Source organism: Helicobacter sp. 12S02634-8, from assembly GCF_002272865.1.
Taxonomy (GTDB): domain Bacteria; phylum Campylobacterota; class Campylobacteria; order Campylobacterales; family Helicobacteraceae; genus Helicobacter_J.
The window spans coordinates 17,345-41,249 of record NZ_MLAP01000010.1 but is presented as its reverse complement, the minus strand read 5'-3'; the positions used below and the strand labels follow the sequence as shown (position 1 = coordinate 41,249).

The following is a 23,905-nucleotide window of genomic DNA, read 5'->3' as shown; positions in this document are numbered from 1 at the left end:
AACTCAGCATAATAGGCAAAAAATCAAAAACAAATGAGTAAAAACAACACAAATCCCATCAATGCGACTCTGTGCTTAGATTTATCCAACACAAAAGCCTTGTATCCCTCCTAAAAATTCAAACCCTTCAATACACAACTTGAACGCCCCCAGAGCCCATAGCGTGCAGATTCAAAAAGTCTTGGAGGTCAATATCCCCATAGCCATCGATATAAATCATCTGTTTGATTGACTCTAAATGCTCCCAAACAAGTGTATCCACACCCAAAAGATAATACGCACCATCACAAAAATATAATTTATCTTTGCATATCTCATCAAGTGGGGCGCTCAAAGGCTTGCCCGTGCCTAAAGCAAGATTTCTAGCGATGTCTTTTTTACTCAGACCTTGCCTTTGAGAAAAAAGTGCTAGCTGGTGTTCTCCTGATTGGATCAAATGGGGCTTAGGGGTCATCGCATAGACTTCAAAGCCCATATCCCCCACGCCCTCAAAAAGGCTAGATTTGCTTGTTTCAGAGAGCTTTTGGCTTGCGCGTCTAATGCGTTCGATCGTGATATCACTGATCACAGGGCGAGCTGATTTTAGCTCGTTTTTAAGAAAATCATAGGCTGTTTTAGACTTTTTCTCACAGATGGGCTCATCGAGCTGGACTAAGATAAACTGGCGATTTCCCCCATCAGCGATATTTTGCTCCATCACAGCCTGAGCTGTCGTCCCTGAGCCTGCAAAAAAGTCTAGGATAATATCAGTATCTTCTTTGTTTGTAGCGTGATTAATGATTTCACGCATAAAATTAACACCCTTTGGATATGTAAAATATTCACCTATACCCAATTCTAAAAGCTCTTTTGTGGCATTTTGATTCATGAATTCATTTTGCGTAAATTTCAGAGAATCAAAGGTAGTTAAAGTCGTTTTCAAATCCTTTAAATAGCGTTTATAAATAAATCCACGCTCATTTTCATTATGCTCTTTTTTAAAGCAAATCCGACCTTCATCGATATGTTTTTGGATTGTATTTTGTGAAAAAAGCCAAAAACGCCCTTCTGGGGGATAATCTACTTTTCCAGTATAAGGATTTTTGACTGCAAAATAACCATTTTCCATAGTTCCACTCTTGGCACTCGGATCACTTAATACCCACTCGCCATTTGGATCATTATCAGGATTTTTATATTTATCTAAATCTTTTTGACCACCAAGTAAATTTACATTTTCTTTATTTTTGGCATAACACAGCAAAAATTCGTGTTGATAATTAACGCCCGTTTTTGCATCATTTGTGGTGCTTTTTGTCTTACGGATAAAATCCCCCACAAAATTCCCCTCACCAAAAATTTCATCACAAAGTAGCTTCAAATTGGCCTGTTCGTTATCATCAATGCTGATAAAAATCACGCCATCATCTTTGAGCAAATCCCTTGCGAGCTTGAGCCGTGGGAGCATGAAAGCAAGCCAACCGCTATGACTCCTAGAGCCTGTGATATTTCTGAAAAACTTCAATGTTTCACTTTCGCGCTCCACCCCATCTTCAGAAATCTCTAATAACCCCACTCCGCGCAATATCTCTTGATAGTCTTCTCTGAAATTATCCGGATAGATGAAATCTTCATTTTTGGTGTTATAAGGAGGGTCGATATAAATCATCTTGATAGATTCGCTATAGGCTGATTTGAGGAGTTTGAGGGCATCGAGATTATCCCCGATGATAAGAGTGTTGCTACTTGTGCTGTTTTTGGGGTTTAAAGAGAGCTTGGGGCAGTGCTTGAGCTCTAGGGCAGTGGGGAGAGAATACAAAGCATTTGCCAAACCTTTGCCCGTGAAAGTCAGTTCATAACCTTGGTGGTTTGCCCTCTTGTTGATACCAAGAAGTGTAGCAATCGCAGACAAATCGGGCTTACCCTCTTTGATAGTTTGAGGGAAATGCGTTTGCAGTAAGGTCAAAAGCGGCTCTTTGGGTTGGGTATGGTCGATTTTTTGGCTCTCTTGTAGGGAAGTTTTATCAATCATGATTTGCTCCTTTTTCTTTGTCTTTTTTATTTGTATGGTCTTTGAGGACATTTTCTAGCACTTCGATGAGTTTTTGGGTGTTGAGCCTTTTGGCAAAAATCACTTTGACATCTTTCAAATGCTTATCTAGGGCTTCAAAAAATTTCTGAGCATAGTCAATCTTTTGCCTCTCAGACTCAGAAACATCTCCATAGTTTTCATAGCCCTTAGTTTCGCAGACAAAAAATATCTTGCTACCATCTGCTTCTTCTATCAAATAAGCAAAATCGGGTCGATAGGCTTTATAGGGCGTTTGGATCTCAAAGCACGGGAGTTTGGCAAATACCTTGATGGTCTGATGATTGATACTCTCAGGGTCTGTGGTGATGGCTTGCTTTTCTATTTGGCTGTCATAGACACATTTTTCATATAGATAGTTCTCTTGTGGGATCAGGACTTCATCAGTGAATCGCCCTAATTTACTGGCTTCTATCACTCCCCTAGGCTCTCCTTTGGTATCAAAGAGCAAGTCATCAGGGCTGATTGTGATCACAGAAGAAAAGTCATAAGAAACTGATTGAATAACATGAGTGTGGATCATCTGCTCTAAGGTAGTTTTTAGTAGTCTAAATCCCTTAAATGGGTATGCCCATAGATTTTGAAACGATTCATAACTCAAAGCATTGACTACAGAAATCACAAACCCCAAAGGGAGTTTATTTTCTTGAGCAAAGGCTAAAAGATGTTCTTCTATCAAAGAAATGCTGTATTTGTTGGTGTTCTTTTGGGGGAGGGATTTTTGGCTTTGGATAATGATTTTATCATTTAAGGCATCATAGATTTTAGACTCTAAATAAAAGGACTCACCATTAAAGCTTTCTTTTTGTGCTTCAAAGCCCTTGGCAATAGCGTCAATGAGTGGTTGTATAGAGAGATTTTTATAAGTGATTTTACAGGCTGCATTGATTGCTTGCCAAAGCTCTCTAAACTCTAAGGCACGATCTTTTTTGATAGCTATTGTTTGCGCTAGGGCAGCGGGCTTGACTTGCTCTTTTAAAGTGGGGGTAGAAAAATGTTCGAGGATATTTTCATACTGCTCGCCTAAAATCTCCTTGAATACCCCATCGGCTCTGATAAGCTCGCATATATGGGGGGGGGGGCGCAAGAGTGTATTTGCCATCTTGAGTGGGCTTGATACACATCATATCATCAAGTTTGGCGATGAATTTTACAGATTGGAGGTTATCTAGCCCCCAATTTTTAAGCATTTCTTGGCTGAATACCACTCCATTGAAGCCAAAACTAGAGTCTTGGATTTCTTTTTGCAAGGACTCGATAAAAGCTCTCTCTTTCGCAGAGATAACGACATCAAGATAATTGATATCAAAAAATTTATGTGTATGCTTGCCCAAATAGCTATGGGTAATGCGTCTGAGGTCATTATCAACACAAAGTCTTAGCCCGCGCCCAACTTGCTGGTGGCGTGAGATCTCACTTGCAGAGCTAGCAAGCTTAGTGAGAGTGAATATATTGGGATTATCCCACCCCTCTTGCAAAGCCCATACACTGAAAACAAATCGCAAAGGCTCATCTAAGCGCAATAATTTCTCTTTTTCCCTTAAAATCAATGCCACGCCATAAGCTTCCCTCTCCTCGCTATTTTTACCATCGCCACTGAAATACCCTTGATGGACGCGCAACTGACCATCAGAGTCAAAATCGCGTTCCAAATAAGCACGATAAGCTTCACTCAAATCTTGCTCCAAGACTTCTGCCCTTTTGGCTTTATAAAGCTCCTCAAACTGCTCTTTGATATAAGGCGACTCGCCTCTGAAATCATCAATATTTGGGATAAAAAACAAGCTCAAAGCCTTGATATTTTGTGCAAACAAATACTGCTCTTTGGCAAAATGCAAATCAATGCTTGTGGCTAAAAGCTCCCGTATTTGGTCTTTTTCTAGTCTGTAGTGGTTTTTATGAGGGGGTAAAGTCGTCTGATCGCTCAATATCGCCCCATCTTTAGCACTCACTCTCAAAAGCTCCTTGCCCTTATAGCCCTCATAGCCCAAACTCACACCCACATCTTCTCCATAAAACACATCTTTTTGTTGCGTAATGCCCCCTTTTGAATATTCAAAAGTCGCCTTTTTGCCCTTAGTATCGACGCTGATAAGCTCAGGAGAGGGGCTATGTGTCCCTTGAGTATGCACATGGATCTGCTTGACTAAAAACTGCCGAAAAGCTGCGATAGAATCCAAACAATACACGAGGTTGCTAAGCTTATGGGCAGCCTCTTTGGGGAAAGTCGCACCAAAACGGAAATGCAATGTGTTAAATCCACTAAAAGCTTGATAAAACTTCTCGCCCTTAAGGAGATGGGGTTCATCGATGATACAAATAGGCTTCAAGGACTCAATAGCCTGCAAAATACTCAAAGTCTTGGGTGGCTGATACGCCCCATCAGACAAAAGAGAGCTAGAACAAAGGGCTTCAGAGGGCTTGTGGAGGAGATTTTTATCACTTTTATCGATACTGCTATTGGTCAAAAGAAGTATCGAGAGTTCATCAGAGTTTTTGATATAGTGATTGATGATATTTGAAATGCTTGTTTTATCGCTGTAATAATAGGCTTTGAGGTGCTTTTTGTATTGGTGGTAAAAGTATTCTTTTGTGAGGGAAATATTTTGTTTGATAGATTCTAAAATCGCCTTACGAGGGACAAAAATAATGAATTTATTTTGTTTATAGGCTTGATTGAGTGCAAAAATCAGATTGAGATAAGTGAAAGTCTTGCCTGTGCCTGTTTCCATCAAAATATCTAAATTGAGCTTATCACTCATTTCTTTGAGTGGGATATTCTGCCCCTCTGGGCTATGGTAGAACTGATTCAAAGAATCTTTGAGAGTTTGTTTATCGTGCTTTTTAAAATCAAAACCTCTCAAAACTTCGATGATATTTCTGATACACTCTTGCTGGTATGCTTGCTCTTCAAAAATCACTGATTGACTCCTTGGACTCTGTGACAACATCTATGCACTGACTATCACACAAACTAGCACTCAAATGACTGCTTCTATACTCTAGGGCTTTATTACCCATAGCTTTGATGAGCTCCATTATACCAACTCTACTAGCTCAAGGGGCTTAAAAACAAAAAGTTATGCTAGGCATAGGCAGGCATATGGCTTATTGTGGGGATTTAAAAACTCCGATAGGTAGAAATTTCTGAAAAGTGAGGGTGTGAGGGAATATTGATGAGTGGTGCTTGAGCCAAATGAAAAAAAAGAGTCGGAGAGCTTGAAAACAAACTTAGATTTGGTTTAAATCCAAAGAAAGGAGTATCAAATGCTAAAAGCTCTCCAAATTTTAGTCTTGATGATTCAGTTGATTTACTGGATTTTAAAAATCAAAACTCTCCTCTAGGAGGGTGGAGGGGGACTAAAATGCTTTTGGATTTGATACTCTGATGATATTTTAACACAAGGAGTTAAAAATGTATGAAATATTTCTAGGTGCAGTGTGTTTAGGGCTTACTTGCTATTGTTTTTATTTGCATAGCGAGATAAACAAACTCAAGGAGTCAAAATGAGTTGATGAGAAGCAAAGCTTATCATAACTCTATCCTTTGAGGTTTGGGGTTCGCTTACCCTTGCGTTCTTTTAACAAAATGAATCAAAGGTTTTTCTTTCAAAAGGCTTTTGTTTCCTCTTTTCAAAAAAGGGGTTTATCCTCCCCTAACCCCTCCTTAACCCCGAAAAAACTCTTTTTTTCGGCAAACAAGGAGGGGAAGCTCGCTGTTACCTTGCTAGTTAAAAGAGGGCGATTGCACTTCTGCAATCTTGTATCCCTCTTTTAACACCACGCAAGGGCGAGCAAAGACAATTCAATCTGAGGTTTTAGTGTTGCATTTTGTATTTGCATTTGCCTTTGCCTTTAAGCGTGGCAGGGGTAAGGGGGAGTTTGAGGGGGAATTTTGACCCTCCCACCCAAGCTGCGGACTTCGCAATTTGAGCCCCCTTCCCCTCTCATAGAAAGAGTTTTTATTAATTCTTAAAAGTACGCAAACCCCTCTTTTGAAAAGTGTAAATCACTATCAAAGTTCAAAGCGATTTTGCGTATCATCGATTGATTGTTTGCATACCGAAATTGCGTTCCTGTTCCCGCTTCTAGGTTTGGTTTTAAGTCCTTAAGCGGGATCACACGATACACAATCGGTTCATGCATTGATGAGAGATCATCAACAACTAATCCCTCCTTGAGAAAAAGGGAGGAGAGATTTGAGTCGGTGCATAGAGAGTGTGGGAAGGGAATATGGTATGGCCTTAGGGGCGAGTGTTTGCCTGCCAATAAGCGCGTATTTTGTCTTTGAGTGCACTTGGTAGCGGGACAAGTCCCATTTGTATGGCTTCTTGATCGCCATTTTTAAACGCATAGTCAAAAAACTTGAGCACATTTTGAGTGTTTTTGCCTTTTTTAGGCAAGAGGACAAAAGTCGCGCTCGTGAGTGGATAGACCCCCTTGCCCTTTTGGTCGATGAGATCTGTATAAAAATCCTTGTGTGTATCCCAAGAGGCATTAGCGCTTGCAAGTGCGATACTTTTAGCGTTGGCTTCGACCCACTCTCCTTGAGCGTTTTGGATCTTAGCGCCAGTCAGCCCCATTTGCTCTTTATAAGATAGCTCCACATAACCGATGGAGTTTTTAGTCTGCTTGATGAGATGTGTGATCCCCTCATTGCCCTTAGCGCCAAAGCCCACAGGCCAAGAGATGGCTTTGCCATAGCCGATGGTGTCTTTCCATTTTTGAGAGATTTTAGATAAGAAAAGTGTGAAATTATAAGTCGTCCCACTCCCATCACTGCGATGGACAACTTCAATAGGGGCTTGGGGGAGCTTGAGATCGGGATTATCTTTGATGATTTTAGGGTCATTCCATTGTTTGATATGACCCAAGAAAATCTCTGCAAGCACGGCATTACTGAGCTTGAGTGCACCATCAGGGATACCATCGATATGATAAACAAGCACGATACCTCCTGTGAGTGTGGGGAATTGCATCAGTGCGTGTTGTGCGAGATCTGCTGAAGTGAGCGGCTCATCAGTCGCACCAAAGTCAATCGTGCCTGCCTTGATCTGCTTGACCCCGCCTCCTGAGCCGATGGATTGGTAGTTGATTTTATTGCCCGTGAGCTTTTGATAGGACTTGACCCAGACCATATAAGCGTGAGCAGGGAACGATGCCCCAGCGCCGTTGATGATGGGATTAGCATGAGAGAAAGCAAACAACAATGCTAAGATACTTAAAATTTTCATTATCTGTCCTTTTGTCTTGTTTTGTGGAACGCCAAAACTATAAAGCAAGATGATTACAAAACAATAACACACTCTTCAAGGGAGTTTTAAATAAACTTAGCTATATTGGGCGATTCAAAGCATTTATTTCTTGATAAGGGATCAATATGAAAGACTTGATTGTAGTGCTTGAAGATGAAGAGGATTTGCTTGAGCTTTTAGAATATCGCTTGCAAGCAGAGGGGTTTGAGGTGATCGGCTGTCTGAAATCTTTGAGCGCTCAAAAGATACTTTTAGAAGAAAATGTTTCTTTAATGCTTGTAGATAGGAATCTCAAAGGCGAGGAGGGGTCGGATTTTGTCAAAAAAATCCGTAAAGATGGGTATTGGTTTCCTGTGATCTATCTCACAGCCAAAGACTCTCAAAAGGACAAAATCAGCGGCTTTGAGAGTGGTGGGGACGATTATATCACGAAGCCTTTTTGCTTTGATGAACTGCTAGCTAGAATCAAATCTGCCCTCAGGCGCTATAAAGGCTTGAGCGAAAATCAAATCTGCAAGCACAAAGACCTCACTCTCTACCCCAAAACACATCTTTTAGAGCTTGATGGGGATAAGATTAGCTTGACGCCTTTAGAAACTAAAATACTGCTGACTTTTCTTAAAAATATCGGCGTAGTGCTCGATAGAGAAAGCCTTTTAGATGAGATTTGGGGGCGATTTGGTGAGCTAAAAAGTGTCAATGTCGCTATCAAGCGACTACGCAAAAAAATAGACCCCCTTGATGAAGAGCGCTATATCAAAACAATCCGTGGGGAGGGGTATATCTTTGTTTAGGATTTATCAAGTTTTTTTTCTATGGCTTTTGGGAGTATTGTGTGCTATGGGCTTGTTTTTGGGCGTTTTTGTCTATTTCAAAGACATCAAAGAAAGCGAGCAAATCGCTCATGAAAAACTGCATACACTTTTTGAAGTGGTGGATATTTCTCTTTTAGAGGGCAGCTTTGATACAAGGTTTTTAAAAGACTTGCAACGTCGCTCTGGCGTGGGGGTTGTGATTTTTGATAAAGACAACCAACAGATACATTACAGCCAAAAAAATCTGACAGAAATATCGCTTAATTTTCAAGACAAGCCCCAATTCACTCCCTTAAAACTCAACGACCAAGCATATCTGAGTCTGACTCAAAGCACGATCATTGATGGGCGCAATTATGATATTGGCGTGTTTTTGCCCTATACACACAAGATCAATCAAGGATTTTGGATTGATTTTTTGGTCTTGTTTGGTGTGTTTTTGTCTTTGGGCGTTTGCTTGGTTTTGGTGCTCAAAAGACATATACAAAATGAATTAGGCAAAATCGCAATGTATCTCCAAAAGCTCGGTAAAAAAGATTTCAAAAAATCCCTCCGACCTCCCCTTGTTTTCAAGGAATTTGCCGAAATATCAGAACGCATTGGCAAGCTAGGGCTTTGGCTGCAAAAACAAGAAAAAATCAGTAAAAAACGATCCAAAAAACTCCACCTCAAATACCTACAAAGCACCTCAATCATCGCAGCCCTCTCTCATGAATTCAAAAACCCACTTGCAGTGATTTCTGGGTATTGTGAGATGATCTTAAACCCTAAGGCCAAAGAGCTAGATAGCAAAAATTTAGAGCGATTTTTGAGCAAAATCTATGCACAATCCCAACGCCTCAATCAGCTTTTAGAGCGCTTGAATCTAGCGGTGCGATTGGATAATGACTTATTGCAGCTAGAAACAAGCTCTTTTGACCTCTCTGTCCTCACAGAAGAAATCACTATAAGTCTGCAAGCGCGCTACCCTGAGAAAAAAATCACACTCACTCTTAAAAACACCCCCATACAAGCCGATAGAGTTCTGATAGAAAATGTCATCATCAATCTAGTTGAAAATGCCTTGAAATATTCAAAAAGCAAGGTCGCTATCAGTGTGAAAAAAGGTCGCTTTGAAGTGTGTGATGATGGTTGCGGGATTGCAGAGGGGCAGGTGGGGCTAGTGACTAAAAAATTCTATCGCCTCCAAGAAAATTACAGCCAAAATTCCTTAGGGCTAGGGCTTTTTATCGTGAAATATATCTTAAAGCTCCACCACAGCGAGCTTGAAATCAAAAGCACCTTAGGCAAGGGGTCTTGCTTTAGTTTCAAGCTCCCTTCTGTGTGAATCAAGCGAGGGCTTGTATGGAATCAACCAAATTTACCATTGATATATTCTTTGGTAAGTTTTTCTTTGGGGTGTTGGAATATGTTTTCAGTTTTGCCCACTTCAATCAGCCTGCCTAGATACATAAACGCTGTATAATCGCTCACTCTTGAGGCTTGCTGCATATTGTGCGTCACAATGATAATACTCATATTTTTTTTCAGTTCTTTGATGAGCTCTTCAATCGCTTGTGTCGAGATAGGATCTAGTGCGCTTGTGGGCTCATCAAATAGCAAGATTTCAGGCTCTATAGCAATCGCCCTAGCGATACAAAGCCGCTGCTGCTGCCCGCCTGAGAGTGCTGTAGCGCTATGATCGAGCCTGTCTTTGACCTCGCCCCATAAGCTTGCGTTTTTGAGTGCTTTTTGGACTTTGGCTAAAAGTTCTATTTTGTTTTTGACCCCTTGGAGCTTGAGCCCATAAGCCACATTTTCAAAGATACTCATCGGAAAGGGCGTGGGCTTTTGGAATATCATACCAATGCGTGTGCGCAAGGTAATCAGATCGGTTTTTTTCTTTAAGATATTTTTGCCCTCAAAATAAATCTCGCCCTCATAGCGAGAATCCCCATAAAGACAATGGATACGATTGAAACATCTCAAAAGCGTGCTTTTCCCGCACCCACTCGGACCAATCAAAGCCAGAGTTTTATTCTGGGGGACTTCAAGATTGATATTTTGGATACTTGCTTGGCTTGCAGAGGGATAATAAAAGCTTAGATTTTTGACTTCTAGGGCGAGTTTGCTCATTTTTTTCCTTTGTTCCATAAGATTTTGCTTGTGATATTGAGTAACAAAATAAACAAAGCTAAGATAAAAGCTGCGCCAAAGCCTAGCTCTTGCCACTCTTTATAAGGTGAAGTGGCATACTGAAACATCGTGATTGTCAGACTAGGAAAAGGCTCATTGAGATTGAGGGTAAAAAACGCACTATTGAGTGAAGTGAATAGCAAAGGCGCTGCTTCACCGATGATACGAGAAAATGCGAGTAAAATCCCTGTGAGTATCCCTGTTTTAGCACTTCTATACACAACACTTGTGATGGTCTTATATCGAGGCGCCCCTAAGGCCATGGAGGCCTCTCGGAGGGTGTTTGGGACTAAAGAGAGCATATCATCTGTAGTTTTTAGCACAATTGGCATCATCAAGACAGCCAGAGCCACAATCCCTGCCCAACCACTAAAATGCCCCATCGGCACGACCATAACCGCATACACAAAAGTAGCAATGACAATCGAGGGAACAGAGAGCATGACTTCATTGATATTGCGGATAAATTCGATAAATTTTTGATTCGTGGCATATTCTCGCAAATAAGTCCCGCCCAAAACTCCCAAAGGCATACCAATCACCAAAGCCCCCACGCTCAAAATCAACTGCCCAACGATAGCGTTTCTCAAGCCCCCATTTTCCCAAGGCGAAGCTGTGTCTTTGGTAAAAATATCTGGCCCTAAAATATGGAAACCTTTATAAAACAAAACTGCCAAAATAGCAAACAAAATCACCAAAGCAAACCCCGCAAAGATACTAGAGATCCAAAGGACAAGGCGACTGATTTTTTGACGACGATGTAAAAGAGATTTTTTCATACGTTTTTGATCCTCTTTAAGAGATAGAATTTAGCTGTAGCGATGACAAAAAGACTCAAGCAAAACAACACCAAAGCCAGATAAAACAAACTAGAATAATAAAGGGGGCTATCTGCTTCAGCAAATTCATTGGCTAAAGTCGCTGGGATATTCGTGCCCGGGCTTGTGAGGGAAGCGATTTTGTGTGAATTGCCAATCACAAAAGTCACAGCCATTGTTTCGCCCAAAGCCCGACCCAAAGCAAGGATAATCCCCCCAATCACTCCGACTTTCACATAAGGCAATACCACATCTTTGATGACTTCCCATTTTGTCGCCCCTAGGGCATAAGCGCTTTCTTTGAGAATATCAGGCACAGTATGCATACAATCCCGAATAATCGCACTCATGAAGGGCAAAATCATCACGCTCAAAATAATTGCAGCACTCAAGATACCAAGCCCACTCCCACCAAATATCGCTCCAATGATGGGTGTGAGATAAAACAACCCCCACATACCATACACAATCGAGGGGATTGCAGCCAATAGCTCGATACTAGAACCGATAAAAGTTTTCAAGGATTGCGGGCAGATGTCATTGAGAAAAATAGCAATCCCTAAAGAAAGCGGGATTGCAAGCACCATTGCTAAAATCGTGCCGACCACACTGCCATAAATCGCTCCTGCCCCACCAAAAATTTCTTTATTGGGCGACCATTCCATCGAAGTGAAAAATGAAAAACCAAATGTTTTGATTGCAGGCAGGGCATAAATCAGCAAGACCACAAAAATCCCCGATAAGAGCAGCAAGCACACACAAGCAAATATTTTGCTCAAGTGGAAGAATAATTTTTCTTTGATTGTAGAGAGCATCGTATCCCTTTGCAACTTGTTTTGGTGCATTGTAAGGGGTTTTGATTACAAACAGATTACAGCTTTTAGCACCACTTAGCTAGGGCAATCAACTGCTTTTGAAGGCATTTAAGGTATAATCATTTTTGCTAAAAGACCAAAATAAGCACACTAAGGGGTGATGATGCGTAAGAGTAGCTATAAAGATTCAGGTGTTGATATCGATGTGGGGAATGCTTTTGTAGAAGCAATCAAGCCCTTTGTAAAGGCCACATTTGATAGCAATGTCATTGGAGGGATTGGGTCTTTTGCTGGGGCGTATGCACTCCCTAGTGGGCTCAAAGACCCTGTGATCTTAGCTGCTACTGATGGTGTGGGGACTAAACTCCGATTGGCTATTGACGCAGATAGGCTTGAGAGTGTGGGGATTGATTTGGTCGCAATGAGTGTCAATGATTTGATTTGTAATTTTGCTACACCGATGTTTTTTTTAGATTATTATGCTACAGGCAAGCTCGATAAAGCGCGTGCCATAGAGGTTGTAAAAGGTATCGCTAAGGGCTGTGAGATTGCTAAATGTGCGCTCATTGGTGGAGAAACAGCAGAAATGCCCGGAATGTATCAAGGGAAAGATTTTGATTTGTGTGGGTTTGCTGTGGGGATAGCCCAAAGGGCTGATTTGGATAAAAGTGCGCAAATTCAAGCCGGCGATATTATCGTAGCTTTCCCTAGCAGCGGGATACATAGCAATGGCTATTCATTAGTGCGTAAGGTATTGTTTGAAGAGCGAAAAATGCACTTTGATGATATGTTTTGTGGCAAGCCCTTGATCGATACACTTTTGACTCCCACAAGAATCTATACAGATATTTATCAAAAAATCAAAGACAAAGTCTTAGCCCTAGCGCACATCACAGGTGGGGGGATCATCGAAAACCTCCCTAGAGTCCTGCCTGATGGACTCAGCGCACAGATACAAAAATCCCTCATCAAAACATTGCCAATTTTTGATATACTAAAAGAAAATGTTGAGGAAAATGAGGTCTATAGAGTTTTTAATATGGGTGTAGGGCTTGTTGGAGTTGTTTCCAAACAATATTTGACCGATATCCTCACACATACAGATGGCTATTTGATTGGTGAAGTTGTCTGCTGCGATGGAAGTGGAGTAAAATTAATATAAACAGGAACAATGGGGCAAGATGAATATCAAGTCTTTTTTTAAATTATACACGATGCCTATTTTGGCATTGGTCTTTGGATTTGGTCTTTATTATCTCATCTTTGCAGGCACGAACAAACACGATGGATTTGCTGTTTCAGAGCCTTTTGCTACCCAAGCAGAGCTTGCAGGGATCACACAAACGCACGCAAGTAAAGACACACCCCAAACCCAAAGCACATCTGATGACACACCAAATACAAATGAATCGAGTGTATCAAGCACAATAACCACATCAATAGACACTACGCCAAATACCGCACAAACCTTAGAACCCCTAGAACCCGCACAGCCCTCCCATCAAGCACTAGAAAAATCAGCCCAACCTAGCCCAACACAACCTAGCTCAATCGACCAGCCCAACCAAATCTATATAGTCATACCCAAAAAAATCAATATTCGCTCTGCCCCTAGCACTGCATCAGACATCATAGGCACGCTTTTACAACATCAGAAAATATCTGTAGAGTCGATACAATCAGATTGGGCAAAAATCAAAAATGGCTGGGTGCTTTTATCCCTACTGCAGCCTGTCTCTTTGCAGTCTGCCCTTGATAATGACACCACAGCAGTGCACACACAAACTCCAAATCGCGCACAAGCCTATAGAGTGCGCGCACAAAGTGTGAATATCCGCGCAAAGCCTGATACATCTTCAAAAGTCATTGGCAAGCTCAATATTGGGACACACATTGAAGTCTTGTATGTCAAAAATGGCTGGGCAAAAATCAAAAATGGCTGGGTTTTAGAAAGTCTGCTACAAAAACAGAGTAGCCAATGAGGCAATTTTGTGTCTTTGGTAACCCCATCGCCCATTCCAAATCTCCCTTAATCCATAACTTTGCTTTTATGTCTTTTGCCAATGAAATTGGCTTTGATGGGGCTTATGGTCGGTATTTGCTTTCAAAAGGTGAGGCGCTGAAGGAAAAATTTTTTGATCTCAAACTCTTTGGGGCTAATGTGACTGTGCCTTTTAAAGAATACGCTTATGCACAAAGTGATACACAAAAAGGCATAGCCAAAGCCATTGGCGCTGTCAATACACTTGTGCTAGAAAATGGCTCTATGGTGGGGTATAACACCGATGCTGAGGGCTTTTATCAGACAATCTCTCCCTATGGTTTCCAATCAGCCCTAATCCTTGGGGCAGGCGGAAGTGCACGTGCATTAGCACATATTTTAAAAGCACAAGGCATACAAACCACCATCTATAACCGCACGCAAGAGCGCCTAAAGGATTTGATACAAGCAGGATTTACTTGCTATGCAATGCCTGAAGCAATCGATCAAAGCTTTGATCTCATCATCAACGCCACGCCCGCAGGGCTCAAAGACAATAGCTTGCCCTTGGGCGCAGACAGACTCCATCAATTATTTTTATCTGCAAAAATGGCTTATGACCTTATCTATGGCATACCTACGCCCTTTTTGGGGCTTGCTAAAGACCTAGGAGTGCCTATAAAAGATGGCAAAGAGATGTTGCTCTATCAAGGGGCGTTAGCTTTTGGGCTATTTTGTGGGCAATGCGTGCCACTTGAGGCAATCATCAGCAAAATGCGGCTTGTGCTATAGATGAAAAATTTTCTTTTCCAACTGGCCTATGGTATCAAAAGTGTCCCACGCAAGCACCAAAGATTTTTAAAACATCTCCAAGACAAAGGTTTTGTGCGAGAAAATAACGGCAACTATTGCTTGCAAAAGGGCTTTGTGATAGGGAGTGTGGATATTTCCAGAAACCATCGCGTGTTTTTCTGTCCCATAGGAGATACCCAGCATAAAGACTGGATTTTGCATAAACCCCCTACTTTTATCGCTCAAAATGACATCATACTTTGCAAAATTATCCGACTCAAAGGCCACCAAAAAGCACAATTCATCACAACACTCTACACCCCCAACAACCAAATCATATGCTATCTCAAGCAAATCAAAGGCACAATCTGTGCCATCGATCTCAAAAACCCACAACACAAGCCCATCACCCTCAAAGCTTCCAAAAAATCCCTGCAAGCCCTGCCGCGCTTTTGTGTCCTCAGTATCGATGCAAATTCCAAAGAGATTTGTGAAGTCTTGGGCCCTTTAGAAGACCCTTTGATTGATGAAAAAATATCTCTAGCCCTCTATGGGCGCAAGAGAGAATTTTCCCCTGCAAGCTTGCTTTGGGCTCAAAGCTTTGGCAAGCAAGTAGATCCTAAAATGTATCCTGAGCGCAAAGACCTCAGCGCCCTCCCTTTTTGCACCATTGACCCCGATGATGCCAAAGACCACGATGATGCGATTTATTATGATAGTTCTAGGTCTTGTTTGTATGTTGCTATCGCTGATGTGAGCGAATATGTCAGTATCGAATCTTCTATAGATATTGACGCAAGAAAGAGGGGCTTTAGCGTGTATCTCCCGCATAAAAGCTACCCCATGCTCCCTCCGAACTTGAGTGAAAATATCTGCTCGCTCAAGCAAGGGTGTATCCGCCTTGCCTTTGTCTGGAAAATGCGCTTACACCGCAGACACCACAAGGTGCTTGAAACCTCCTTGTTCCCCGCACTCATCTGCAACCATCAAAATATCAGCTATAGCGATGTAGATAAACTCCTCAAAGGAGAAAATATCCCCATAAATACGCAAGTCAAGCAGAGTATTTTAGATTTTTTACCCATCGCACGCGCCCTACGCACCAAACGGCTCAAAAAAGGCTATGAATTTTTCAACGATGAATTGAAGCTAGAGCTCAACACAGAGGGGCTTTTGCAAAAAGTAAATATCACATATCCTGGCCCATCACACACCATCATTGAAGAAGCCATGCTTTTGGCTAACAAACTCTCAGCTGAGCTTTTGAGCGCACATCTTGGCACGCAAGGGATTTATCGTATCCACGATAGCCCCTCTAAAGAGCGCATACAAGAGCTTTTGTTTGAACTGCGATCTTTGGGCTTTATCACCCCTGATTCTAGGGACTTACACCATTGTATCCAAGCAATCCAAAAGCAGGCCAAAAAGAAAAATATGCAAAAACAAGTCGATAAAATGATTATCAAAGCCCAATCCCAAGCCTCATACGCCTCTTATAACATCGGGCATTTTGGCTTAGGCTTTGAAGCTTATAGTCATTTTACCTCTCCGATTCGCCGATATGGAGATCTGATAGCACACCGCTTACTCAAAGAAATCATCAAAGACTCACCTGAATCCAAAAAAACCCTCTCTTATCTCGCAGCAAGCTTGAGTGCATCGTGTGCGCTCATCAATGAACAAGAAAAGCAAAGCACAAAAATAGAGCTAGATTTCAAAGACCGCAAATACGCAAGGTGGGCAGCGCAAAATATCGGCACAAAAATCCAAGGCGTCATCATCGATACAAACTACCCCCCACTAATCCACGCACTCGATGGGATTATGGGTGCGAGGGTATTTGCAGAGAGTATCGATATGGATATAGATAAGCTAGATTGCGTGCAAGTAGAAATCACAGATGCAGACATTGCCACAGCTAGGATATATGGCAAGATAACAAAGAGGCTCTAAATGTATAAAAAAGAACTCGATCACTTATTAGCAAAATGCTCCCTCTCCAATCCCTCAAAACCCACGCCCTTGCCTAGGGCTGTTTTGCTCTATGGTGAATCTGACTTTTTGATTGGATATTACGCACGCAAAATCGCAGAACTCACCACCTCTGACCCCTCCAATAAAACGACATTTTATTATAGTGATTATGATGAGAGTGTTGTCATCGAAACTTTATCCCAAAACTCGCTATTTGGCGATATGAATCTTGTGGTCTTAAAGCTAGACAAAAAACCGCCCAAAAAAGACATCGATACAATGCTAGAAGCACTCAAACGCAATCAAAACAACGCACTGATTATTGAATTTTATCGCGCTGATTCTAGGTCTAGCGCAGAATATGCACAAGATTTTAGAGCGCTCGCAGCAAGCTTTAAAACATCTATCCTAGGGGCTTTAGCGATTGAAGTTCGGTTTTTTATGCCTAGTTTTCAAGAATCCATCGCCTTACTCAAAGAAAGAGTAAAGACCTTAGAACTTCAGATCGATGAGCGTTTGCTTAGTGTGATTTTGAGTATGCAAAATAACGACCTAGGGATTGCATACAATGAGCTAGAAAAATTCACCATTACAGACACTCCCATCACGTTAGAAGATATTCAAAGGCTGTGCTATGGGCTAGGGAGTGTGAGTATTGATGATTTTTTAGGGGCGATATTTGATAAAAAAAATATATTTGAATATTATGAAAAAATCCAAGAAGAGGGGCTAGAAGAGCTAGGGCTTTTGAGAGAAATGGAAAGGTATTTTTACCAATTATTTTTATTTTTTGCTTATATCAAAAGCTATGGAACGCCCAATGCTAAGGAAATATTAGGCTTTAGCCCCCCGCAAGACATCACCCAAAAGCTCGCTTCACGTTCGATTCGCATCAAAGAAGAGGGCTATATGCAGATTTTCAGACTCTTTGGAGAATGGCGCACGAAAACAATGCGGGGCGAAAAACATATGGGCTTGCATGCTTTAATAAAATTGCAAGCATATATTCGATAATATAGCCTTTCTTTTTTTAAAAGAACCTTGCTCTTTTTGGACACAAAAAGGGCTATAAACCACAAGGAGAATCTTATGAAACATTATGAAACGATGTTTATCCTCAAGCCCACCTTGGTCGAAGAGGAAATCAAATCCAAGATTGACTTTTACAAAGAAGCCATCAGCAAAAATGGCGGTGTGATTGAAACTTGCTTGGATATGGGTATGCGTAATCTGGCTTATGAAATCGATAAAAATAAACGCGGTTATTATTTTGTCATCTATTTCAAAGCCCCTCCTGCCCTGACTTTAGAGCTTGAGCGACTCTATCGTATCAATGAAGATATTTTGCGCTTTATCGTGATCAAATATGAAAGCAAAAAAGATCAAAAATCTTGGCAAACACTAGTCGATAGGGCAAACAAAAAGCCTGAAGTCAAGCAAACAAGAGAAAAAGCAAAGCCCGAAGAGCCAAAAGATGTAGCTCCTGTGGTAGCTAGCGAGTCAGAATAGACAAAGGGATTATAGATGTATAATAAGGTGATTATGGTAGGGAACTTGACTCGTGATGTTGAGTTGAGATACTTGCCAAGTGGATCGGCTCTGGCTACATTAGGGCTTGCGAGCAATCGCAGGTATAAAAAACAAGATGGCAGCCAAGGCGAAGAAGTGTGTTTTATCGATGTCAAACTCTTTGGTCGCGCAGCAGAAGTGGCAAACCAATACCTCCATAAAGGCTCAAAAGTCTTGATTGAGGGGCGATTGACACTTGAGAGCTGGACAGATCAGAGCGGGACTAAAAAGAGCAAACACACAATCACAGCCGAATCCATGCAAATGCTAGATGGCAAGGCTTCTACTAGCACAGAAGACACTCCATACACACCTTATGAATCCAACTATAGCGCACCCCCATCTCATGCCTACACACCCAAAGAAAACGCCCAAGGTGGAATCAATGCTCCCAAATATGAGCAAAATATTCCTGAAATCAATATTGATGAAGACGAAATACCCTTTTAGGAGAAACATATGGAACGCAAAAAATATTCAAAAAGATACTGCAAATACACAGAAGCAAAGATAGATTTTATCGATTATAAAGACATTGAAATGCTCAAGCATTCATTATCTGAGCGATACAAAATTATGCCGCGTCGCCTTACAGGCAACACCAAAAAATGGCAAGAACGCGTCGAAGTCGCTATCAAAAGAGCTCGACAAATGGCCCTTATCCCTTATATCATCGATAGAAAAAGGGTCGTTGAAAATCCCTTTAAAATCTAACCTCCCCCTATAGGCAATATATCATTGCCGCCCCAAACTATCGTAATGGGGTTATCATTAGGCTCTATCATCGTGAGTTATCATAATGGGCTATCAAGCAAATTGATACTAGAGATTAGCCCGAGCTTTCAAAGCTAGCTAGTCCCTAGCCCCTCCATCATCTACTATCACATCTACCATTATTATCATCTACCCCCAAAAGCCCCAAAAATTCTAAAAATTAGAGTTTCCAAAAACTAGAGCCCCCAAAAAAACTAAACTTCAAAAACCCCAACCCCCCCCCCAAATTTCAAAAAAAATAGAGCACCCCAAAGCCCAAAAATACTAGCTCTTTGCTTGCGATAACAAACTCTCTTCAAGCGCCTCATTGAACTTATTTGTATCACTCTCTGTAAAAAATGGCAACCCAATGACTTTGACCCTAGAGAACTTGAATTTTTTTTCATTATTTTCTACTATCACAGGTGTGCTTAAAAGCCTTTTTAAAAACTTCTCTTTCCACTCATCTTTCTCGACAAACCCCTTACCCTTAGGCTCGATCAAACATTGCAAAATCTCAATCCCATCATCATCTTTAGGACAGCCCAAAAAGTAAAAATCAGGCTCAAAACGTCGGATATCATTTCTCTTGAGTGGATCGGACGAATTCTTATCGCTCTCATCGACATAAACAGCCATTTCAGGATTGCGCTCATTGCGTATCAGAAACCATTGTGTGTATTTTTCATCAAGCTTTGTAGCATAGCCACTGATAACCTCGACAAATCTCATTTCCTCAGATGTCCCTACAAAGTTTTTAAAAGCAAACCACTGAAACTTTGTGACATCTATAGCCGAACCTTGCTCCTCTTTTGAATTTTTCCCGTTTTTCCCATCTTGCGTATTTTGTTTTTTAGCGCGCGTGATGACCTTATCCCCCAAAAACTTCAATGGTATCAAATACCAGTCTTGGATCGATAGCGTTTGGATTTTAGCCTGAATTTGATTTTTGAAAGCTTCGCAAACAAACAGAGCGATTTCAAGCCTTGTCTGTGGAGAAATATGCGTTTGTCTTTTGTCTAATTCTAGCTTAATGGGCGCAAAATATTTTTCGATAAACTCCCCCCTACCCTTGATACCATCAAAAACTTGCTTGAGATTCTCAAAGGTAAAAAACTCTCCACTCTTATCCATCGCTTTTAAAATCACGCTCCCACAAAGCTCCTTAAAATCCCTATTTTGCCGATCATCTAAACCCTCTAGCTCCTCTTTTTGCTCCATATCTTCATCAAGCACCTTGATTTCTTGGATATAAGAGCTATTGACTAAACGGACTTGAAGAGGGCTTTTAAATATATCGATTGCTTCTTTGAGCGCCTTGAGGTCAAAATACCCGCCAACACAGGGATTTTCAGAGTGTGCATTTTTGATTGCGTTTTTGATTGTGCTGACCTTATTGGCCGCAAAATACCCCTCTCGATAGATTTTGCTTGCTTTAAACTCCTCTTTGAGCTTGAGTTCGATATACTCTCGATCATCATCGATAAGCCCCATTTGTTTGAGCTCTGCCCTCAAGCGATGGATCACTGCGTTTTCTCCCTCAGCGTGATAACACAATATCTCTAACGCCCTCAAAGGCACGCTCAAAGTATCAAACTTGCGTTTATATCTCTCTCCAATCCCCCGATACTCGCCCCCTGCCTCGAAAGGAAAATACCGCGCGCCTCTCCCAATAAGCTGCGCTTCTTTGGGCGTATCGTTGATAGCCCCCTCTGTGAGTCGGACAATATCAAAAAGATTCAAGACATCCCACCCCTCATTGAGCTTATCGACTGCAAAAATCGCGCGGATTTTATTGCCCCCATCTTCAAGCGTATTGATTAAAATCTGATTGGTTTCAAGCTCGGTCGTATCGTTGATATTGATGATAAAATGCGCTTGGAATTCTCTTTTAAGATCTCTTAAAACCTGCTCTAAACTCCTTTGTTGAAAAAACTTCTTCGCTTCATACAACACCCCAAACCCCTCAAGCACACCCCCAAAAAATTTCTCCAACTCCCCTACATCAAGCTCATCAAGCATTTTAAAAAACAACTCTTGATTTTCGTTGCTCTCTTTGATTGTCCTGCTTTTAAACAACACTACAGGCTTTAGGGCGATTTTATGCAGCCCTGCTATTTCTTGGCGATACAAACTACAGACCAAAGCCCCTAAAATCCTCTTCTCTCTCTGCGCCCCCTCGTATTTAATCAGATTGATTTCTTTAGAATACCCCTCGTGTCTGAAATCTTTGAGCGTATATTCATAAATAATCTTGTCTTCATATTTTTCTTGCACACTTTTTTCCCTAGGCAATGTCGCGCTGAATTCAAAAAGCATATTCTCGCTATGCGCTTTAAAAATCTCTTGAGAAACCCCCTCCCAGCTCTGCATATCTTGCTGGTCTTTTTGGGATTGCTTCTTTTTGGTCTGCGCGTTGAGATGATGGGCTTCATCAGCGATGACTACAAGCTTTTTGCCCTTAAAATCAGCAATCGTAAACGCATTTTCACGCTCACGATTCAGCAGAGAAAAAAGTCCTTGGATCGTATCAAAATAAATATTGATCTGCCCTGCTTTGCTCTCATTGAAATTCTTACACACATTGATAGCTATATTTTGCGCATCGATCACAATATCAGGCGCAAAGAGATATTTAGAGCTTTGCGGGTTAGAAAAATTTTGCTTGGTTTTTTCTAATATCGCACTAGAATGCACGAAAAATACAAAATTTTCATACCCCCTCTTGAAACACTCCAACATCAGAGCAGCCATCATCAGAGTCTTGCCACTCCCTGTAGCCATCTCAAACATCAAATGCATTTGAAGCTCTGGATTTTTCCTTGAAAACAAATAATATTGCAAAGCCTCTTTCTGATAAGGTCGCAGCTCAATATGGAGATTGAGATTTTCTAAGATATATTCAGGGATTTCACATCTCTCATTCGGTCTCATAACAAGTACATTTTTAATCTCTTCATACAACTTCATCATTTCCCCTTGCCATAAAATGCCCGATTCAAAGAAATCAGATCTTCTGATACTCCAAACTCATTATCTTCTATCTCGCTCAAAGGCACATACGCGAGGTTCTTATCCAAGCAATCGATCAAAACTCTCTTCTTTTCTTCCAAGCCCAAAGCCTCAAAATCCTCATTTTCCAACACATCTTTGACAAACTCCACCCGATAATCCAAAAACGCCCTTTCGCGTATCTCCTCCATCAAGCCCCCTAGCTCTTCAGCGCTTGCTTGCTTAATAGATTTTTCAAAACTCTGATTATAAGCCAAAAGCTCAGCATACAAAAACGCATTATTTCCCTCAAACCCCAAAAGCCCATTTGGATCATAGCCCACAGCCTTGCTAACGCCCCCTTGCTCGCCGGCAACGACCTTTTTCAAACGCTCTTTAGTGATCGACTCGATATAATCCATCTGCTCGATACCGACCCATTTTCGCCCCATCTTGTGCGCGACAGCGAGAGTTGTCCCAGAGCCCGCAAAAAAGTCCATCACCAAATCACCTTTTTGCGTGGATATTTCTATGATTCTTTTTAGCAATGCTTCAGGTTTAGGAGTGGAAAAAACTTCCACTGACTCTTGATCGGATTGCTTAAATAAAAAGGAAAGCTCTTCTTTTGCATTGAAAGAATTCCCTAAGTTTTCAAAAATACTCTTTGGGGTAACAGGTCTTTCTTCATTTAAAAAAATCTTTATTTGGGGAACAGAATCAAAATTTTTACCATAATAAATCCTACTATCTCTATCTAATGCCATAAATTCTTCTTTTGTGACTCTCCAGACTCTTCTATATACCTTGCCACTCGGAGTTGTTACTTCATAATACTTATTTGAATTTTTATCTCCTTTCATGCTTATAGAACCTGCTTTAAAATCTCCTCTAGGATCATTATCTAAATTTTTATAATTTCCCAAAAAATTAGGCAACTCCATATATTTATTAGATATAAACATATTTTTTATTTTTTCATAAATCAAAATATATTCATGATCTTTTCTTACAGTCTTGGTTACTTTCATAGTTCCTCCTGTAGATGCATTTTCTTCTATTTTCCTCCACACCAAGCACCCCACAAAATTCTCCCTACCAAAAATCTCATCGCAGAGCACTTTTAAATACGCCTGCTCGTTATCATCGCACTGAATAAAGATCACGCCATTTTCCATCAAAAATTCTCGAGCCACTTCAAGGCGATTTTTCATAAAGGTCAGCCAAGTGGAGTGATTGAAGCTATCGTTGTAGTTGAAGCTGTCATTGCCCGTGTTATAGGGTGGGTCGATATAAATGAGCTTGACACGCCCATAGATGGCTTTGATGGCCTTGAGGGAGTGGAGGGCTAGGAGGTTATTGCCTTTGAGTAAGAGATTAGGGAAATCGCTCTGGAAGTCTGCGCGGGAGAGGATTTGTTGGGGTTGTGTTTGGGAAATTATGTTACCATCATATGACTGACTGACTGACTGACTGACTGACTGACTGACTGACTGACTGACTGACTGAACGCAATGTATTCAAAGCTTTGCAACGCCTTAGGGGCAAAAAGCCTATCGATCTCTGCATACGCTAGCGTTTGGTTGAAAAATATTTCTTTGCTTTTCCCCTCATCTGCGCTCGCCCCGCCCAAAAGCACGCAATCTTTAAAAGGAAATCCCAGCACGACATCAGTATTTTGAACGATTCTGTGCGAGTTCGCATACAGAGCGATTTTGTTCGCAAATTGTGTCCAAGAATTACTCAAAAAATTCTTCGAGCTAATAAAATCCAAAAATTTATCTTTTTCAAACACAAAGCCTTTTGAAAATTTTTTAAAATACACATCGCTAAAATGTGTATACAAAAACTCCAAAAGCTCGGGCTTGAGTGCGTTAGCATCTGATTTTAGGAGGTTGTAGT

Annotated in this window: 20 protein-coding genes and 1 pseudogene; 10 read left to right on the top strand and 11 right to left on the bottom strand. The window is 41.1% G+C overall.

Annotation, left to right across the window (positions count from 1 at the left end; translation table 11 throughout):
* Positions 1–127: 127 nt before the first annotated feature.
* The 6 genes from BKH46_RS07200 to pstS all read right to left on the bottom strand — a co-directional run bounded on the left by BKH46_RS07200 (position 128) and on the right by pstS (position 7,302).
* Positions 128–2,011 (bottom strand): site-specific DNA-methyltransferase, encoded by a 1,884-nt coding sequence (locus tag BKH46_RS07200; RefSeq protein WP_095226158.1) that lies wholly within the window; start codon positions 2,009–2,011, stop codon positions 128–130.
* A complete protein-coding gene (locus BKH46_RS09830) occupies positions 2,004–3,170 on the bottom strand; it encodes a hypothetical protein (RefSeq protein WP_343286599.1) in 1,167 nt (388 codons plus the stop codon). Before BKH46_RS09830 ends, BKH46_RS07200 begins: the two co-directional genes overlap by 8 nt.
* A complete protein-coding gene (locus tag BKH46_RS09825; RefSeq protein WP_343286598.1) occupies positions 3,079–4,989 on the bottom strand; it encodes a DEAD/DEAH box helicase family protein in 1,911 nt (636 codons plus the stop codon). The genes BKH46_RS09830 and BKH46_RS09825 overlap by 92 nt, the downstream gene beginning before the upstream one ends.
* Entirely contained in the window at positions 4,979–5,107 is a 129-nt protein-coding gene (locus tag BKH46_RS09785; RefSeq protein ID WP_275542185.1) for a hypothetical protein, read from the bottom strand. Before BKH46_RS09785 ends, BKH46_RS09825 begins: the two co-directional genes overlap by 11 nt.
* A 933-nt stretch (positions 5,108–6,040) precedes the next feature.
* The gene (locus BKH46_RS09520; protein WP_172402594.1) at positions 6,041–6,214 is read right to left on the bottom strand and encodes a hypothetical protein; all 174 of its coding nucleotides are present in this window, start codon (positions 6,212–6,214) and stop codon (positions 6,041–6,043) included.
* Positions 6,215–6,312: 98 nt separating this feature from the next.
* Positions 6,313–7,302 (bottom strand): phosphate ABC transporter substrate-binding protein PstS, encoded by a 990-nt coding sequence (gene pstS, locus BKH46_RS07190; RefSeq protein WP_095226157.1) that lies wholly within the window; start codon positions 7,300–7,302, stop codon positions 6,313–6,315.
* Between the two features lie 146 nt (positions 7,303–7,448).
* On the opposite strand from pstS, the gene BKH46_RS07185 reads away from it, so the two are divergent.
* Both BKH46_RS07185 and BKH46_RS07180 read left to right on the top strand, forming a co-directional pair.
* On the top strand, positions 7,449–8,117 hold the full coding sequence (locus tag BKH46_RS07185) for a response regulator transcription factor (RefSeq protein WP_095226156.1): 669 nt from the start codon (positions 7,449–7,451) through the stop codon (positions 8,115–8,117).
* A 46-nt stretch (positions 8,118–8,163) separates the two neighbouring features.
* Complete coding sequence (locus BKH46_RS07180) at positions 8,164–9,465, top strand: HAMP domain-containing sensor histidine kinase (protein ID WP_172402593.1); 1,302 nt, start codon at positions 8,164–8,166, stop codon at positions 9,463–9,465.
* Between the two features lie 23 nt (positions 9,466–9,488).
* Here the strand turns inward: BKH46_RS07180 and pstB are convergent, their stop codons facing one another.
* From pstB to pstC, 3 genes are read right to left on the bottom strand one after another with little or no spacing between them, the layout of a single operon-like run.
* Positions 9,489–10,253, bottom strand: a complete 765-nt coding sequence (pstB, locus tag BKH46_RS07175) for a phosphate ABC transporter ATP-binding protein PstB (RefSeq protein WP_095226154.1) — start codon at positions 10,251–10,253, stop codon at positions 9,489–9,491.
* Positions 10,250–11,092 carry a phosphate ABC transporter permease PstA gene (gene pstA / locus BKH46_RS07170; RefSeq protein WP_095226153.1) on the bottom strand — a complete coding sequence of 281 codons (843 nt, stop codon included), beginning with the start codon at positions 11,090–11,092 and terminating at the stop codon, positions 10,250–10,252. Before pstA ends, pstB begins: the two co-directional genes overlap by 4 nt.
* Positions 11,089–11,946, bottom strand: a complete 858-nt coding sequence (pstC, locus tag BKH46_RS07165) for a phosphate ABC transporter permease subunit PstC (protein ID WP_095226152.1) — start codon at positions 11,944–11,946, stop codon at positions 11,089–11,091. Before pstC ends, pstA begins: the two co-directional genes overlap by 4 nt.
* A 163-nt stretch (positions 11,947–12,109) precedes the next feature.
* Here pstC and purM point away from each other — a divergent pair, with 163 nt between their 5' ends.
* The 8 genes from purM to rpsR all read left to right on the top strand — a co-directional run bounded on the left by purM (position 12,110) and on the right by rpsR (position 18,976).
* Positions 12,110–13,108: a phosphoribosylformylglycinamidine cyclo-ligase gene (gene purM, locus BKH46_RS07160; protein ID WP_095226151.1), complete on the top strand. Its 999-nt coding sequence runs from the start codon at positions 12,110–12,112 to the stop codon at positions 13,106–13,108.
* A 19-nt stretch (positions 13,109–13,127) separates the two neighbouring features.
* Entirely contained in the window at positions 13,128–13,928 is an 801-nt protein-coding gene (locus BKH46_RS07155; protein WP_095226150.1) for an SH3 domain-containing protein, read from the top strand.
* Positions 13,925–14,719 (top strand): shikimate dehydrogenase, encoded by a 795-nt coding sequence (locus tag BKH46_RS07150; RefSeq protein WP_095226149.1) that lies wholly within the window; start codon positions 13,925–13,927, stop codon positions 14,717–14,719. The genes BKH46_RS07155 and BKH46_RS07150 overlap by 4 nt, the downstream gene beginning before the upstream one ends.
* Positions 14,720–16,672 carry a ribonuclease R family protein gene (locus BKH46_RS07145; RefSeq protein WP_095226148.1) on the top strand — a complete coding sequence of 651 codons (1,953 nt, stop codon included), beginning with the start codon at positions 14,720–14,722 and terminating at the stop codon, positions 16,670–16,672.
* The gene (holA, locus tag BKH46_RS07140; protein ID WP_095226147.1) at positions 16,673–17,707 is read left to right on the top strand and encodes a DNA polymerase III subunit delta; all 1,035 of its coding nucleotides are present in this window, start codon (positions 16,673–16,675) and stop codon (positions 17,705–17,707) included.
* Positions 17,708–17,782: 75 nt separating this feature from the next.
* Positions 17,783–18,202 (top strand): 30S ribosomal protein S6, encoded by a 420-nt coding sequence (rpsF, locus tag BKH46_RS07135; protein WP_095226146.1) that lies wholly within the window; start codon positions 17,783–17,785, stop codon positions 18,200–18,202.
* A gap of 15 nt (positions 18,203–18,217) precedes the next feature.
* Entirely contained in the window at positions 18,218–18,712 is a 495-nt protein-coding gene (locus BKH46_RS07130) for a single-stranded DNA-binding protein (RefSeq protein WP_095226145.1), read from the top strand.
* Between the two features lie 9 nt (positions 18,713–18,721).
* Complete coding sequence (rpsR, locus tag BKH46_RS07125) at positions 18,722–18,976, top strand: 30S ribosomal protein S18 (RefSeq protein ID WP_095226144.1); 255 nt, start codon at positions 18,722–18,724, stop codon at positions 18,974–18,976.
* 324 nt (positions 18,977–19,300) lie between these two features.
* Here rpsR and BKH46_RS07120 read toward each other — a convergent pair whose 3' ends face one another.
* Both BKH46_RS07120 and BKH46_RS09750 read right to left on the bottom strand, forming a co-directional pair.
* Positions 19,301–21,985 (bottom strand): DEAD/DEAH box helicase family protein, encoded by a 2,685-nt coding sequence (locus tag BKH46_RS07120; RefSeq protein ID WP_172402592.1) that lies wholly within the window; start codon positions 21,983–21,985, stop codon positions 19,301–19,303.
* Positions 21,985–23,814 (bottom strand): annotated as a pseudogene (locus tag BKH46_RS09750) (site-specific DNA-methyltransferase); the annotation flags it as partial. The pseudogene BKH46_RS09750 and the gene BKH46_RS07120, both read right to left, overlap by 1 nt.
* Between the last annotated feature and the right edge of the window lie 91 nt (positions 23,815–23,905).

Coding starts and splice junctions, on each gene's coding strand:
- pstS (WP_095226157.1), bottom strand. CDS start 7,302: ATGAAAATTTTAAGTATCTTAGCATTGTTGTTTGCTTTCTCTCATGCT.
- rpsR (WP_095226144.1), top strand. CDS start 18,722: ATGGAACGCAAAAAATATTCAAAAAGATACTGCAAATACACAGAAGCA.
- pstA (WP_095226153.1), bottom strand. CDS start 11,092: ATGAAAAAATCTCTTTTACATCGTCGTCAAAAAATCAGTCGCCTTGTC.
- BKH46_RS07120 (WP_172402592.1), bottom strand. CDS start 21,985: ATGAAGTTGTATGAAGAGATTAAAAATGTACTTGTTATGAGACCGAAT.
- BKH46_RS07155 (WP_095226150.1), top strand. CDS start 13,128: ATGAATATCAAGTCTTTTTTTAAATTATACACGATGCCTATTTTGGCA.
- holA (WP_095226147.1), top strand. CDS start 16,673: ATGTATAAAAAAGAACTCGATCACTTATTAGCAAAATGCTCCCTCTCC.
- BKH46_RS07130 (WP_095226145.1), top strand. CDS start 18,218: ATGTATAATAAGGTGATTATGGTAGGGAACTTGACTCGTGATGTTGAG.
- pstB (WP_095226154.1), bottom strand. CDS start 10,253: ATGAGCAAACTCGCCCTAGAAGTCAAAAATCTAAGCTTTTATTATCCC.
- BKH46_RS07180 (WP_172402593.1), top strand. CDS start 8,164: ATGGGCTTGTTTTTGGGCGTTTTTGTCTATTTCAAAGACATCAAAGAA.
- pstC (WP_095226152.1), bottom strand. CDS start 11,946: ATGCTCTCTACAATCAAAGAAAAATTATTCTTCCACTTGAGCAAAATA.
- purM (WP_095226151.1), top strand. CDS start 12,110: ATGCGTAAGAGTAGCTATAAAGATTCAGGTGTTGATATCGATGTGGGG.
- BKH46_RS09785 (WP_275542185.1), bottom strand. CDS start 5,107: ATGGAGCTCATCAAAGCTATGGGTAATAAAGCCCTAGAGTATAGAAGC.
- BKH46_RS09830 (WP_343286599.1), bottom strand. CDS start 3,170: ATGGCAAATACACTCTTGCGCCCCCCCCCCCATATATGCGAGCTTATC.
- BKH46_RS09520 (WP_172402594.1), bottom strand. CDS start 6,214: ATGCATGAACCGATTGTGTATCGTGTGATCCCGCTTAAGGACTTAAAA.
- BKH46_RS07185 (WP_095226156.1), top strand. CDS start 7,449: ATGAAAGACTTGATTGTAGTGCTTGAAGATGAAGAGGATTTGCTTGAG.
- rpsF (WP_095226146.1), top strand. CDS start 17,783: ATGAAACATTATGAAACGATGTTTATCCTCAAGCCCACCTTGGTCGAA.
- BKH46_RS07150 (WP_095226149.1), top strand. CDS start 13,925: ATGAGGCAATTTTGTGTCTTTGGTAACCCCATCGCCCATTCCAAATCT.
- BKH46_RS07145 (WP_095226148.1), top strand. CDS start 14,720: ATGAAAAATTTTCTTTTCCAACTGGCCTATGGTATCAAAAGTGTCCCA.
- BKH46_RS07200 (WP_095226158.1), bottom strand. CDS start 2,011: ATGATTGATAAAACTTCCCTACAAGAGAGCCAAAAAATCGACCATACC.